Source organism: Candidatus Enterococcus wittei, from assembly GCF_002140175.1.
Taxonomy (GTDB): Bacteria; Bacillota; Bacilli; order Lactobacillales; family Enterococcaceae; genus Enterococcus_B; species Enterococcus_B wittei.
In genome coordinates, this window is the sequence record NZ_NGMO01000001.1 from 790,082 (window position 1) to 803,697 (window position 13,616).

Annotated in this window: 9 protein-coding genes; all 9 read right to left on the reverse strand. The window is 38.0% G+C overall.

What is annotated here, in order from left to right:
• Positions 1–372: 372 nt before the first annotated feature.
• The 9 genes from A5844_RS03120 to A5844_RS03160 all read right to left on the reverse strand — a co-directional run bounded on the left by A5844_RS03120 (position 373) and on the right by A5844_RS03160 (position 13,132).
• Positions 373–1,389: a WxLIP family cell surface protein gene (locus A5844_RS03120; RefSeq protein WP_086283818.1), complete on the reverse strand. Its 1,017-nt coding sequence runs from the start codon at positions 1,387–1,389 to the stop codon at positions 373–375.
• A 595-nt stretch (positions 1,390–1,984) separates the two neighbouring features.
• On the reverse strand, positions 1,985–2,560 hold the full coding sequence (locus A5844_RS03125; protein ID WP_086283820.1) for a hypothetical protein: 576 nt from the start codon (positions 2,558–2,560) through the stop codon (positions 1,985–1,987).
• 25 nt (positions 2,561–2,585) lie between these two features.
• Positions 2,586–3,152, reverse strand: coding sequence for a hypothetical protein (locus tag A5844_RS03130; RefSeq protein ID WP_086283822.1), 567 nt, complete (start codon positions 3,150–3,152; stop codon positions 2,586–2,588).
• On the reverse strand, positions 3,133–3,450 hold the full coding sequence (locus A5844_RS03135; RefSeq protein WP_086283824.1) for an LPXTG cell wall anchor domain-containing protein: 318 nt from the start codon (positions 3,448–3,450) through the stop codon (positions 3,133–3,135). The genes A5844_RS03130 and A5844_RS03135 overlap by 20 nt, the downstream gene beginning before the upstream one ends.
• Positions 3,451–3,464: 14 nt before the next feature.
• Positions 3,465–6,377 (reverse strand): L-type lectin family protein, encoded by a 2,913-nt coding sequence (locus A5844_RS03140; protein ID WP_086283826.1) that lies wholly within the window; start codon positions 6,375–6,377, stop codon positions 3,465–3,467.
• Between the two features lie 312 nt (positions 6,378–6,689).
• Positions 6,690–9,053, reverse strand: coding sequence for a phosphoketolase family protein (locus A5844_RS03145; RefSeq protein ID WP_086284076.1), 2,364 nt, complete (start codon positions 9,051–9,053; stop codon positions 6,690–6,692).
• 321 nt (positions 9,054–9,374) lie between these two features.
• Positions 9,375–10,799 carry an L-arabinose isomerase gene (araA, locus tag A5844_RS03150; RefSeq protein WP_086283828.1) on the reverse strand — a complete coding sequence of 475 codons (1,425 nt, stop codon included), beginning with the start codon at positions 10,797–10,799 and terminating at the stop codon, positions 9,375–9,377.
• A 24-nt stretch (positions 10,800–10,823) separates the two neighbouring features.
• The gene (locus A5844_RS03155) at positions 10,824–11,528 is read right to left on the reverse strand and encodes an L-ribulose-5-phosphate 4-epimerase (protein WP_086283830.1); all 705 of its coding nucleotides are present in this window, start codon (positions 11,526–11,528) and stop codon (positions 10,824–10,826) included.
• Between the two features lie 11 nt (positions 11,529–11,539).
• Entirely contained in the window at positions 11,540–13,132 is a 1,593-nt protein-coding gene (locus tag A5844_RS03160; protein WP_179190542.1) for a xylulokinase, read from the reverse strand.
• Between the last annotated feature and the right edge of the window lie 484 nt (positions 13,133–13,616).

Consider the following 13,616-nt stretch of genomic DNA (forward strand, 5'->3'; position numbering starts at 1 on the left):
TTGGTTAACTTAAGTAAATTTTTATTTTGGATTCCTATTACGATCGCTGCTCTATCTTTTATTTTCTTTATAAAATGGACACGTCGTTCTGTCTTACTCTTATTATCTGCTTGTCCAATGATTTATTTTATTGTTAGAATCATGACTTATTATTTTTACAATTCAACTTTAGTCTTTCTATATTATGTCATTGGATTCTTTGTCTCCGTTACTTTCTTTATCATTGTTCTTGGTTATTTTATAAAACACGATAACAAAAAAAGAGTCCAAAGAAGGACCTGTAAGTCCTGTACCGACCTCTAGAAGTTAGTTTTTTTAGTCTAACTTTTTAGGGGTCGCTACATCCTCTTCTTGAACTCTTTTTTATTCGTGTTAATTCTCATTCTCTTCTTTTTTCTTTTTTCGAGTATACCATAAATAAAGCAACAATATGAATAGTAATGCCAGTAGTACGCCACCTACGATAAATACCCATGTCGGTAGAGTCTGCTGATCGATCTCGGTAATAGCTATTTTATTGACTTCATTCGCCTGTTCTTCGGTAATTTCAAAGTCTCGATCAAAAATCCATTCATTATCTTTAGCATCATTAATTTTTAAATAAAGCGAATACTTGCCAGCTTCTAAACGTTCATTATCCCAATCTATAGCAAAACGATAAGTCGACATCGGTGCCATTTGCATATTATTATCATAGTTGACCACTTTAACAACTTCGCCATTCTCCGCTTTGACCTCTGCTTTATACTTCAAATGACCAATTGCATCCATGGTCGGATTTTTTAATAGAGCAACAACACTTGTCTTTCCAAATGAAACAGCCGGATCCACCTCTATCAATTCTATTTTCCGCTGTACTTCATTCATATTATTGGCTAACCTCAACCCTAAAACATAGCCATAGTTACTAGCAATCTGTCCTTCTTCTGCCTTTTGGTTTTCCTTCATGACATGAATTGCTGATAAAATTTGTCCATTGAATGCTTCATGAGGCATAGTCAATTCTACACTCACTTTTTGAGAACTTTCTCCTGCTAGGGTTATCTGATTTTGGACCTTCACGATCTTGTCTATTCGAAATGGTTCAGGCACGATTTCATTGTTATTTGGCTGTGTGTAGTCAATGAAGCCCTGATCGTTGGTATACGCTTGATTGACTGCAATAGTAAATGTTGATTCTTCTTTCGATGTATTGCTCAGTTCAAACTCAATGGTTTGTTTTTGGCCTGGATCTAATCGCAAATCAAAATAAGATAATTTTTTATCTATCTGATTCTCAGGAATAATTGCTTTAATGTGAAAGCCTACTTGTTCCTCTGTGTCAGCAAACAGCGGTTGTGGGAAAACAATGGCAAACACCAGTAGAAATGTAAAAAGGATTTTCCGCATTATTACACCTCGCATCTCATATTGTTCTAGACTCTCCGTTATCTTGTATCTCTGTCCGCTTACTAGTATTTCACAACCTCTAAGTACGACTCCTAAAAATAAATTGAATGATAGGTGTATAAAGAAAATGAGGCTGGGATAAGCGATTAACTCCGAGAAATAAAAAGGAATTAACGAAAATTGCTTTTTCAAATTTTTGTGAATTTCAGCTTATTATCGATATAGTTGCTTCTGATTCTGCCGTTTATACGTATTTAGAGCATGAAACAAGAGTAAATCATACTTTTGTCCCACGCTCATAAACTCAAATAGTAATCAACAAGTGATTTTCGTAAGCTTAGTTTTAATATTTAGAACGAAATAAAGTTCAGTCATTGCTTTTTCAAAAATAAGTCAATGGATCTTAAAACAAGAGAAACGATGTTGAAACCATCACTTATTTTTACAGATTTCTCTTACAAGTCGGGTTTGTAATTTGCTGAAAGCTGATTTAAAAAATCATACCATTCTAAAACCGAACGCAAGAAGTTTTTTTTTCGATCTTACTGTTTCATGAAAAAGCAATGATTTCAATTCAGAGTTTTATTTTTATAAATTAAGAAGCATCTGCTGTATTGTATAATTGATAATTGATCGTTCCATTTAAGACATCGTTTACTTGTAACAGATGACTTGGGTCGGTAAAACCAATGGCGATAGTTGTTACTGGTGTGGAGATCGTTCCAGTATTGTTTGAAGAAGTTGGTGTATCTGCTGATTTAGAGACGATCCCTGTTGCACCTGTACCAACTAATTGCACACCATTGATTTCAAATGAATTGACCGCAAATGTTGCAGCAGCACTAGCACGTGTCAACTGATTATTTGCTACAGTTGCTTTTACTGACCACGCCTGAGCAATTCGGTCATTCGACACATCAATCGTTCCTGGTGAACTAATCGTACCAGTTGCAATAGAATAAGTTCCCTCTTTTAAGCCAGTTTGAAAGGCATAATTTGCTGGTACAGCATCTAATCTTAGATCAGCCGTCGTTGCATCAGTAATCGTTACAGTTGTTGGAGTGTCTCCGGTTTCTCCTACTACTGCTTCGGCATAAGCTGCTACACTCCCTAGATTAATAAAAGCTACACTTGCTAAAACAACACCAATTTTTTTCATTTTATCATTCATTTTTATTTTCCTCCTTGATAGTTCCTTAATTTACATCGGCTCCTACATTCATTAGGTTAACCGTCTGTATCGCTTTATATTTGCCACTAGGGCTGTTGTTAGGAACAGTTATTCTAAAGTTTTCTTTAGGAATCACATAACGATAGGTTTGCGAACTTCCTTCAGATACCTCTACAAGATGTATGCTTGTTCCGGTTTTAAATGTTGTATCTTGATTCAATTGATAGATCGTGCCTTCACTTGCAGTAAACTGTCCTTCTTTAAGCGAAACATTCATTTCATAGCTCGATTGATTGTGGAACCAGGATAACGAATAAGATAGTTTCCATTGATTATTTCCTTCTCTGTGATCTACGACATCTATGATTAAATCACTTGTGGCTTGAATATCAAATGCGTTATTTCTTACAGGATAACGGCTGAAAGTGGGGGGAATAACCTGCTTCAAATAAATAGAAGGCTCCCTGATCCGAACAGTTACATCTGAGCGATTGGATTCATCCGTTAATACTTGCGCATATACAATGGATTGATCGCTCCATACAGTTGTAAAGAAAATGAAGGAGAGCCAACTACAGATTTGTCTTTTCATCTTTCCCCCTCCTTTTTTTTAACAAAAATGCTAGGGTCAGACCGATTAATAAAGTTCCTAGAAAAGAATAAATACCATACATTACACTACCTGTAAGAGGAAAAAACCTTCCATCTCCTTGACCATTTTGGGTAGGACTTATTTCTTTTTTTGCTTGATCTTCATCATACAACTCGAATGTTACTTCTTGTTGATCCGAATCAATCACTTCTTCTGCCAAGACTTGAATAAATGGGAAAGTAATGCTTATGAGAAAAACTATAAGAGCCAGCAAACATTTTTTTACTGATTTTTTCATTTTATTCTCCCTCCTTATTCAATCTCAGCAGTGTCATAAAGTTGCCAATGAACCGTGATCCGACCACTATATTCACCAACAGATAAATAATTTGGACTTTCTAATAACACACCTGCATTTTCATCTAATGTTGCAGTGTGCTCATAACCGTTAGCTGGGAGCATGTTTGAATCATAGACCTTTAATGTATCCCCACTCAAAGGCTGTGGTGTCGATGTGGTCCCAGCTTTCCATACAAAAGAAAAAGGCGGATTTGCTGTAGTCGTAATCGAAACGCCTAATGACCACTGAGTTGTTACTCTAGGATCCCTTGAATCCCATATTCGCAAATTAAGTTTATTTCCAATATCGCGGGTAAGTGTTCCCTTACTTTGTCTCACTGTCCGATTCGTCCAACTGAAATTAGTAGGTACTTGCTCTAATCTTAATTCACCAGTAAAAACCACATTTAGATTCAACGTTGCCATTGGTTGATCTGTATTTGTTAACCTTCCCGATGAATAGACTTCTATCACAAACTTATTCTCGCCATAATCAAAGTACTTTGGAGGTATGATCAATTGGTTGTTAACGACATAACTTGACGATCCGGTGGTAGTCACATTTGGTATCGTGACATCGGGTAAAATCGTCCCCCCTTTTTTTACTTTAAAACTCAAAGTATCTCCGATATCTAAATCTTTCCAGTAAAAATTCCGATGATATCCCGGAGCCTTATTCTCTGAAATATCTAAGCTCTGTTTAAAATCAGTGACAGTATTGACACTTTCCCAAGACAGAGAAGTCGGCTGATCTACTTTTCGTATCCAAAAATACGCTTTTTCACCATAGTAAGTCACATTGTTGGTCGGATTGGGGGTGGTTCCTACTGGATTAGCTACTACAGCACTAGAGTAATTGGTTAAAGAATCTGCATTTATTACTTTTGTCGGAGCCGCATAATTTAATGTAGCGGTATCACCTGGACTAAGATTCAATGCATTATTTGAAATAGTTGTAACCACATTGATCAATCCAGTTGTTCCATTATTCGTCACAGTTGTGGAGAGATTAGTTGCAGAAATGGTCGTTGTCACACCTGCTGCTGTTGTTTTCGTCAGTGTCGGAGTAAGGGGAGCACTGGTTGCTAGATTGATCGTACTTGCTTCTAATACAGTCGTCCAGTTTGTCATATTCAATGCCGCTTCACCCGTATTCACTTTAAAACTCGATTTGATACGAGCCTGTTGACCTGCCACGATAAATTTATTTTTTACTGTGTCGGTGCTTGGAACTGCTACAGATATCCCATTTGCATCTAAAATATCATTCGTTAATGTTGCACCTATTGGAATCGGTGTTTGCGAAAAAGCAAATCTCACGGGTCCTGCAAATCCACCATTAGCAGCAGTAAATCCCCAATACGCACGGTTATTATTTGCTGCTAATTGGAGTTCCGTGTTTAAGTCAGCCCAAGGAATCGTCGTTTCTGCCGTCTTCGCTCCACTTACCGGATTTTTAAAGAAGTACTTAAAATTACGTGTAGTACTATCAAAAGAATAATCAAATTCATACCACGTACCATCACGTACGTTGGTACTTACAGCACCGTTCAAAGGTATCAATCCGTTATGCCTGATTCGAGCAGAATTTGCCAGCCCCAAAGTAAACCATTCATTAATACCAAGATCGTTATTCAAAATACTTACTGGCTGATAGGTACGATTCAAATTACCAGGAAACGTATAAGCCATGTGCGGCGTATTTTGTGAACCTACTTGTAAATCGTACTTGGCAGACGCACCATAAGTTCCATCATTATTAAACAAGTCGAACTCGACAGCGACTGAATGCTGGATTGCTGTGGATTCTGGTGTACGAGGTGTCAATAAGTCATAATATCCTCCTGACGCTCCATAAACTCCCAAGTTTTGCCCATCCACTCCACTCATACGAGAAGTCGTCAATGCCGTGGTTTTACGAGAATCATTATGCATAACAAAGGCAACTCCATCGGCTTCTTGAGTTCCTAGGTTGACATAGACTCGTTGCGAAAACGACCTTGTGAAATCTAATTTATACGCATCATTTGACCAAATAGATGTCCAGTTATTACTCCCAGATAGCGAAATCTGAGAAAAGGGTCGTCCAGCATTATCATTGGCATTCGTGATAGTGGAAACAACCGCTCCTCCATTTGGTGCAGCAAATGCTCCACCGATAGTAATGGCTCCAGGTGGTACATAAGTAGAACCTGTACCAGTCGCTTTAGCTACGGCAGCTCGCATGGTTTTTGATGGGCTTGAGGAAGAACTAGTTGTGCTCGTTTCAGTACTACTTGCCGTTTCTGATGAATCGCTTTTCTCATCTTCTACCGTACTGGTTTTAGTTGTTTCTTCGAACGTACTGCTACTCCTTGTTTCAAAATCGCTATCTAGAGTGGGATCAGTACTAGTACTTTGAGTACTGTTGCTTTCTTTGGCTATTTCTTTCAGAGTAGGAAGTTGGATACTTTCTCCAGTGGGCGCAAGTAAATCCTTAAAGTCTTTTTCCGATGACGATTTATATTTAATAGCCATCTTCACCTCAGTTGAATCATTCGTAAAATAAAGTTTTATTAGTTGTTCCTCTGTGATAATTGCATTTTCCTCTAATAATCTATTTTCAATGTTTAACGGAATCTCCTTCCCACTTAAATCATTGATTTGTAGGATAAATTCAAATTTTTCTGATGCTTTGTCTTCCAGCCGAAACATGATGTTGCCATCATTCTCCCTTTCTAAAGAAAGCGCTATCTTTTCGTTTTGAACGATCGGCTGTTGGACCTGAGTTTCTTCTGCATAAGCCAGGGGAAAGGAAAAAAGGTACCCAATTAATATCACTAATAAATTAGCTAAGGCAAAATTAACTACAAAACAAGCAACCCTTTTATTTTTTAGCAATTCCATTCACTTCCTTTCTTGATGCCTAGCTCTAATTGAATTAAAAAAAGATGGATTTATAAATAACGATTTTTATATTTCGAGTAATAGTACCAAAAAACGACCCTAAAGTAGATGTGTATAAGAGACAGCCATTATTCTCAAATAAAGAATACCACATATCCTTTTATGATCCAATTATTATGCTTTCATGAGCTTTTTTTCATTTGTCTATAAAGGGTTATTAAAACAACAAGGCTCAAAAAAAATAACAAAAACCTTCCGAACATTCAATTTCGGAAAGCTTTCATTTATTTCATTGATATTTAATGAATAGACCTAATTAGTTAGTGTTTGCCACTTCCATGATTCTACTTCTGGAAGATCACGTCCTTGCTCACGAATAAAGAGGTGATGTTTGTCTAACATTTGATCCATCTTCGCAGAAAATCCAGCTACTTTATCTCCGTAGTGAGCAATAGCTGCATCTTTGGCTAAATGGAATCGATCTAATTCACTACATACACGCATATCAAAAGGTGTTGTAATATCACCATTTTCACGGTATCCATGAATAAGTAGATGATGGTTATTACGTAAAAAGAATATATCTCGAATCAATCCTTCATATCCATGAAAAGCAAAGAGAATTGGTTTATCGATTGTAAAAATCGCATCAAACTCTTCATTGCTCAGCCCTCTTGGATCAATGGATGGGTGTCTAAGCTTCAGCAGATCCACTACATTAACAAAGCGTATTTTCAATTCGGGAAATGATTGATTCAAGATCGAAACGGCTGCTAATGCTTCAAGATTTGGTTCTGTTCCCGCTGTAGCAATCACAATATCTGGATCTTCTTCTGTTGTGCTTGCCCAATCGATGATTTTCAAGCCTTTTTCGACTAATTCCTCAGCCTCTTTGGCAGAATAAAATTGTGGTCGCGGATGTTTACTGGAAATGATCAGATTGATGACCTGTTCTTCTTGCATCGCACGATCCATAACTGCCATTAGCGTATTGGCATCCGCCGGCAAATATTCTCGAATGAATTCTGGTTTCTTCTCAGCTAAATGGGTCAATACCCCAGGATCTTGGTGGGTATAGCCATTATGATCTTGTTGGAAAACGGTAGAGGTAGCTATCAAATTTAAAGAAGGATATTTTTTGTGCCACGAATGATCACTTGCTTTACGGATCCATTTGAAATGTTGTGTCAGCATGGAATCAACTACTCGTAAAAAGGATTCATAACTGGCAAAAAAACCATGACGACCAGTCAAAACATACCCTTCTAAAAAACCTTCTGCTTGGTGTTCAGATAATTGGCCATCAATCACACGACCAACAGAGGACTGCCATTCATCAGTGTTATCTTTTGCTTCTAACCATTGACGATCCGTCACTTTAAATACCTCGTTCAAACGGTTGGATTTCGTTTCATCTGGTCCAAATATACGAAAATTTGTAGGATTCATGGTCATCATCTCTTGCACTTGTTTGCCAAAAACCATCATATCCTGAGCAACTATAGCTCCAGGAACTGTCGTGTCGATAGCATAATCTTTCCAATCCGGTAATCGCATCGGTTTTGGATCTATCCCCCCATTTGTGATTGGGTTACTAGACATACGACTTGTTCCTTTGGGAGAAAGATTTTTTATCTCTTGGCGAATCCTACCATTGTCATCAAACAATTCTTCTGGACGATACGATTTCAACCAACTGACTAATTGATCGACATGCTCCATGTGTTCAGCATCAACAGAGATTGGAACTTGATGGGATCGAAATGTTCCTTCTAGTTGTTCATTGTCCCATATCTTTGGTCCTGTCCAACCTTTAGGTGTTCGGAACAAAATGACTGGCCATTGGGGCATGACTGCTTCTTTCGCTTCTTTTGCTCTAGCAGTGTCTTGGATTCGCTTGATCTCTTTAATTACCTGATCCAACGTTTCTACCATTAAGCCATGAACCTGTTTGGGATCGTCCCCTTTGACAAAATAGGGTTTCCATCCTAAACCTTCGAAATATTTCTGTAAATCTTCATCACTTTTCCGTGCAAGAATCGTTGGATTAGAGATTTTCCCACCATTTAAGTATACGATCGGCAAAACAGCTCCATCATTTACTGGATTAATAAATACATTGGAAAACCAACTACCTGCTAATGGACCGGTTTCCGCTTCGCCATCACCCACAACCGTTGCAGCAATAACATCTGGATTATCTAAAATCGCTCCTGTAGCATGAGAAAGGGAATAACCTAATTCACCGCCTTCGTGAATCGAACCAGGAGTTTCTGGTGCTGCGTGAGATGCAATCCCTCCAGGAAACGAAAAAACTTGACATAATTTTTTCAGTCCAGCTTCATCTTCTGTAAAATCAGGATAGATTTCAGTATAACTACCGTCGATATAAGAATTGGAGACCATCACTTGTCCGCCATGTCCTGGGCCTTCTATGTAGAACATAGTCAAACCATAGCGATTAATCACACGATTCAAATGTGCATACACAAAATTTTGCCCAGCAATCGTTCCCCAATGTCCGATTGGATGGGCTTTTACATGCTCTTTTTGAATTGGTTGACGTAGCAATGGATTGTCTTTCAAATACATTTGTGCAACTGAGATATAATTAGCCGTTCGCCACCAGGCATCAATTTGTTCTAATTCTTTTTCTGAAATGCTATTTTGGCTCATCATATGAAAACTCCTTTTTTGTTTGTTCCAGTAGTGACTTGATTTGATTAGTGTATTTAAAACAAAAAACGGGAACAGGAATGAACACTATAGCTCCAAATAAACAGAGTGGTTCGTAAAAAATAGCTTCCTCTATTTTTTTACGAACCACTCTATTCTTCCACTTAAACCTAACTGATCAATCCATCAAGTTACCTGTGAATCTATTGTATTTTTCCTGAATACCTGAACCTTTTGACTTTATCTTCTATCTCTACTTTAACGCGAAAGCAAGATAATAGATATTATCTTGCTTAGCCGTTCTAAAAGTCAATGGATCTTTTATTTGATGACTACATACTCCAAATCTACTAAGCGTGCCCAAGTTTCGATTTGCTCTGTTGTTAAGTTTAAAGAAACAACAGTGTGATGCCCGCCACCAGTTCGAATCCAAGCACTCACTCCATCATGGAAGTTTGGTTTGACTTTCCATAACATACGAGCAACTGGTAAATGAGGAGCTTTTTCTGTGGGTTCAAATGCTTCCACTTCATTGATCAATAATTTATAATGCGTACCAAAATCTGCCATAGAAACGACGACACCATCCCCAGCTTTGCCATCAAACACGAGCCGTGCAGGATCTTCTCTATCTCCCATGGATAAAGGGGATACAACGATTTTTGGTCGGTTGACAGCTAAAGTCGGATCTACTTCCATCATATGGGACTGTAAAATTGCTTCTTTTCCAGCTGCTAACTCATAGGTGTAATCTTCCATAAATCCAGTATTTTGATTTTGTGCCATGATCTTCATCAAACGGTCCAAAGCGGCCGTTTTCCAATCTCCCTCTCCAGCAAAACCATAGCCTTCTGCCATCAGACGCTGAACAGCAAGCCCTGGCAATTGTTGCATCCCATAAAGGTCTTCAAAGTTCGTTGTAAAGGCGTTATAATCTCCTGCTTCAAGGAATCGTCGAATACCGATTTCTTGTTTTGCTTGGACTTTTACATGGTCTTCCCAAGTTGTATGGTCATATTCACCGTAATCAAAGTCATACAATTCTTTATATTCTTCAAATAATGTCGTTACTTCTTCATCTGTCACAGCTTCGATCACTTTGACTAGATCACCGATACCATAATAATCAACAACCCAACCAAATTGGATTTGTGCTTCTACTTTATCTCCTTCGGTTACAGCGACATTACGCATATTATCTCCAAAACGAGCCACTTTGATTGCAAAACTTTCATTATAGGCAACTACTACATCCATCCATTGAGCAATTTGTTTCTGTACCTTTTCTGATTGCCAATATCCCACAACGATTTGATTTTTTTTATTAAGACGAGCATTGATAAATCCATATTCACGATCTCCGTGAGCTGCTTGATTCAAATTCATGAAGTCCATATCAATTGTTTCCCAAGGAATGCTTTCATTAAATTGGGTAGCTAGATGTAATAACGGTTTTTGTAGCAATTTTGTGCCACGGATCCACATTTTTGCTGGAGAAAAGGTGTGCATCCATGTGATCACTCCCGCCACCTGATCTTGATAATTTGCTTCCTTCATAATCGATGTAATCGTATCTGCTGTAACCGCAAGTTCTTTTAAAACGATTGGGTAAGGTAATTTTTGACTTTTATTTAAAGAATCAACGATCGTTTCCGCATTGTTTTTGACCTTAGTTAATGCTTCTTCCCCATATAAATGCTGTGAACCTACAACAAACCAAAATTCCTTTTTATCGACTGTTAACATCTTTTTATCTCCTCTACTTTTTAATTAATGGCTTTTATTTTGTCCATAATATGCATCTTTACCATGTTTTCTCAAATAATGTTTATCTAGTACTCGTTGAGGTAAAGGCTCTGCAAAACTATTCAACTGACGGGTAAATAAATTCATCTTGGCAACCTCATCTAAAACAACCGCATTCATGACTGCTTGATCTGCATCTTTCCCCCAAGTAAATGGACCATGTCCATGAAGCAATACTCCTGGTATAGCCATAATATCAATTTCTCTTTCTTCAAAGGTTTCAATGATGACCTGTCCTGTTTCATGTTCATATCCACGATTGATTTCTTCTTGTGTCAAAAATCTCGCACAAGGAACACTACCGTAAAACGTATCCGCATGAGTGGTACCCATTGCTGGCAAATCAAGACCGGCTTGCGCCCAGACCGTGGCCCAAGTGGAGTGGGTATGACAAATGCCACCGATCTCAGGGTATTTTTTGTATAGCACTGCATGAGTAGGGGTGTCTGAAGAGGGTCTAAGATTTCCTTCAATGATTTGGTTATCTAAATCAACCACTACCATATCTTCCGCTCTCATTTCTTCATAGCTGACACCACTAGGTTTAATCACGAAATAACCAGTTTCAGGGTCAAATGCGCTGACATTGCCCCACGTATACTTGATCAAGCCCTGTTTAGGCAAGGCTAGATTCGCTTGAAAGACAGATTCTTTTAATTTTTCTAACATATACGTTCTCCTTAATCTAGTTGTTGGATTGCAACAGACTCAATTGGTAACCCCTTTTCATAAGTCTGGATAAATTTTCCATACCCCGCCAAATCACTTTCAGAAGGTTCAATTGTTATTCCTTTACTTTTCACAAATACCTGTTGTTCCAAAAAATTCTGTAAAGAATTTTTTTCTGTTTGTTGACTATAAGAAGCAAGGATAGCGGCTCCCCATGCTCCTCCTTCACCTGCTGTTTCCATTACGGTCACTGGTGCTTCCATTGCAGAAGCTAAAATAGTTTGAGCCACTTTTGGCGTTTTAAAAATCCCACCATGAGCCACAAGTCGATCGACCGTGATATTCTCGCCTTTTAAGATCTCCATCCCGATACGCATTGCGCCAAAAGCGCTAGAAAGATGCATCCGCATAAAATTAGCTAAATCAAATGTGCTGTCAGGTTGTCGTACGAATAAGGGTCTGCCTTCACTCATTTTTGTAATATTCTCCCCAGAATGATACCCAAAGCTTAGCAATCCTCCACAGTCAGCTTCCGCTTGTAGCGCTTTCATAAATAGAGTCTCATAAATTTGCTGTGAACTAATATCTAATCCAAGGCTTTCACTAAATTCTTTGAATAATTTGATCCATGCATTGATTTCTGAAGAACAATTATTTGTATGGACCATTGCCACAAGACTTCCGTCTGGTGTTGTTACAGTATCAATTTCTGGATGAACCTCAGTTAGTTCCTTTTCTAAAACGATCATCGCAAAAGCAGAAGTGCCTGCTGAAACATTGCCAGTCCGTTTTCCTACGCTATTCGTTGCGACCATTCCTGTTCCAGCATCTCCTTCAGGTGGGCAAAATGGGATACCTGCCTGCAACTGTCCGGATGGATCTAATCGCTTGGCTCCTTCTTCTGTTAAAACACCTGCTAGCTCTCCTGCTAACAGAACTTTGGGTAATAACTTTTTCAATGACTGAGAAAAACCTTCTTTTTCTGCTAATTGATCAAAAATCGCCATTTTCTCTGGATCATAATTTTTTATTTGCGGGTGAATCGGAAACATGCCTGAAGCATCACCGATACCTAGTACCTTTTGTCCAGTCAATTGCCAATGGATATATCCTGCTAATGTGGTAAAAAAATCCAATTTTTTCAAATGTGGTTCTTTATTTAAAATTGCTTGATATAAATGTGCGATACTCCAACGTTGTGGAATCGTATATTGAAAAGCACTTGTTAAACTAGCTTCTGCTTGTGCAGTAGTCGCATTACGCCAAGTACGAAAAGGAACGAGTAATTCTCCTTTCCGATCAAAAGCCAAATACCCATGCATCATTGCGCTAAAACCCATCGTACCAATCGTCGATATGGTTGTTTGGTACTTACTAGCGACCTCTTCTGCTAATCGTTGATAGCTCTCTTGTAACCCCTTCCAAATCTCTTCGAGCGAATATGTCCAAATGCCATTTTCTAATTGGTTTTCCCAATCATAGCTCCCAGCAGCAATTGGTTCATGATCCGAATCAATCAACACTGCTTTGATTCGTGTAGAACCAAGCTCGACACCTAGGGATGTGTGACCTTTTTCGATGGCCTCTTTCCTTCTCAGCCAGATTTCTTCAGTCTCGATCTTAAACCCCTCCTTAGTGATCTCTTAAGTTGTATTTAGTATAATTCTTTTGTACGTACATGTCAATAAAACTTATTATATTTGTTCGTACATAACATTAAGATGCTTAATCTCTATACTTTTTGATGATGGTGGCCCGTCGATGCTTTTTATTAACAAAAAAACTTGTAATACTTTAGAATACTTAACAACCAATTCATAGGAAAGATCATCAATTTGTAGTAGATAGCTTAAATTTTCTAGAACTACATAACTATTTTGAGGAGAATTATTTAGAATAAAAAAATGAGCAGAAAGAAAACATTTCCGCTCACTAATAATTCTAAGATTTCTCCTCACTAACAGTGTTTTCAAATAAAAACAACTTCTACTCGCTTTGATGTTTATAGAGGTCACTGTCGGATTTAAAAATCTTGCTAGATTCTTTTTATTACCTTATACTTCACTATTTCGTCTCTATGTTCTATAT

Coding starts and splice junctions, on each gene's coding strand:
- A5844_RS03125 (WP_086283820.1), bottom strand. CDS start 2,560: ATGAATGATAAAATGAAAAAAATTGGTGTTGTTTTAGCAAGTGTAGCT.
- A5844_RS03140 (WP_086283826.1), bottom strand. CDS start 6,377: ATGGAATTGCTAAAAAATAAAAGGGTTGCTTGTTTTGTAGTTAATTTT.
- araA (WP_086283828.1), bottom strand. CDS start 10,799: ATGTTAACAGTCGATAAAAAGGAATTTTGGTTTGTTGTAGGTTCACAG.
- A5844_RS03130 (WP_086283822.1), bottom strand. CDS start 3,152: ATGAAAAGACAAATCTGTAGTTGGCTCTCCTTCATTTTCTTTACAACT.
- A5844_RS03155 (WP_086283830.1), bottom strand. CDS start 11,528: ATGTTAGAAAAATTAAAAGAATCTGTCTTTCAAGCGAATCTAGCCTTG.
- A5844_RS03135 (WP_086283824.1), bottom strand. CDS start 3,450: ATGAAAAAATCAGTAAAAAAATGTTTGCTGGCTCTTATAGTTTTTCTC.
- A5844_RS03120 (WP_086283818.1), bottom strand. CDS start 1,389: ATGCGGAAAATCCTTTTTACATTTCTACTGGTGTTTGCCATTGTTTTC.
- A5844_RS03145 (WP_086284076.1), bottom strand. CDS start 9,053: ATGAGCCAAAATAGCATTTCAGAAAAAGAATTAGAACAAATTGATGCC.